This window comes from Pseudomonas sp. 5P_3.1_Bac2 (assembly GCF_025465995.1).
In the GTDB taxonomy this organism is placed as follows: domain Bacteria; phylum Pseudomonadota; class Gammaproteobacteria; order Pseudomonadales; family Pseudomonadaceae; genus Aquipseudomonas.
Genome location: NZ_JANLNY010000018.1, coordinates 1 through 1,327, shown reverse-complemented (window position 1 = coordinate 1,327; position 1,327 = coordinate 1). Strand labels below are relative to the sequence as shown.

The 1,327-nt window shown below is 55.5% G+C and carries 1 protein-coding gene; it reads right to left on the bottom strand.

Going from position 1 to position 1,327, the window contains the following annotated elements:
• Positions 1-51: 51 nt before the first annotated feature.
• Positions 52-1,271, bottom strand: a protein-coding gene (locus tag NTD81_RS11195; protein WP_262182422.1) for an IS3 family transposase whose coding sequence is annotated in 2 segments (ribosomal slippage) — positions 52-923 and positions 923-1,271 — 1,221 coding nt in all. Because the reading frame shifts where the segments join, the coding sequence is not laid out codon by codon here.
• Positions 1,272-1,327: the final 56 nt, after the last annotated feature.

Genomic DNA, 1,327 nt, shown 5'->3' with positions numbered 1-1,327 from the left:
GTGTCTAGTCCTGAATTAGGTTTACACCGTTTCAGCTAGATTTTGCGGTACCTACGACGCCCGATGCACTGCATCGGGCGTTCTGTATTTCAGGGCCAGATGTGGCCGCTCCGTGTTATAGATCCTGACTGCATCGCTGACCATCGATCTGGCCTGCTGCAAATCATCGGGACTGTGCAGCAGCAGTTCGTTCTTCAGAATTCCATTGACCCGCTCCGCCAGTGCGTTCTGATAGCAATCGTAGCCATCGGTCATCGAACACTGCACGCCGTGGTGTTTGTGCAGTGCCTGATAGAGCGCCGAGCAATACTGGATTCCACGATCGGAGTGATGGACGAGTGCCTGGCTACCCTGGCGTCCTTTTAGCGCTTGTCTGAACGCGACTGCCACGGACTCTGCATGCAAGCCCTCATGGACGTGATGACCGACGATTTTTCGGGAGTACGCATCCGTAACCAGGCTCAGATATAGCGGGCCGCTTCGGGCCGGCAGATAGGTGATATCCGCCACCCAGACATGATCGGGCGCTTCCGCCGTAATCTGTTCGGCTCCAGGCTTAAGCAGGTTCGGGTGCCGATAAAAACGGTGAAAGCTCTGCGTGGTCTTGTGATACGCGCGCTTGGGCAGTACCAGCAGGCGGTACTCGGCCAATATCTTGAATAACCGGTCGCGCCCGACCTTTAGGCTGTCATTGGGCTGGCAATGCAGAAGGTAATGCAGTTTTCGCGTGCCGATCCTCGGCTGGCGAAGCCTTAGCCGCTGGACATAACACGCGATCAACTCACTCTGCGTAGAGCGTTGATCCATCGCACGGTTGTGCTTGTAGTAAGCCTGGCGACTGATAGAAAGAAACTGGCAAGCCCTGACGACGGTCAGCTCTTGGATTTGCCCTTGCGAGACGACTTGCCGGGTCGCTTTTTTACGATTGAAACACCGTAATCCTTCTTCAGCACATCGACTACCGATTCGAAGAACTGGGCCTTCTGGCTCATGAACTGCAGTTGCTGCTCCAGTTCCTTGATGCGTTGCTCAGGCGTCAGGTTTTTGGGGGCGGTCACGGCGCGGCTCCTGCCGGCTCGAATCGAAGCCCCCTGGCTCCAGTCCTGCCGACCATGCTTACGCAACCATACCAAAACAGTGGACCGGCCCTGGATGCCATAGCGCTCTTGAGCCTGCTTGTAAGTCAACTCGCCTTTTTCGATCTGATCGACCACCGCCAATTTAAAAGTCAGCGAGTAATCACGCTGCGTACGCTTAACACCTTGCTCCATCGGAATCTCCAGACTCTCGGGCAGAAGGTGTAAACCTTATTCAGGACGGGACACAG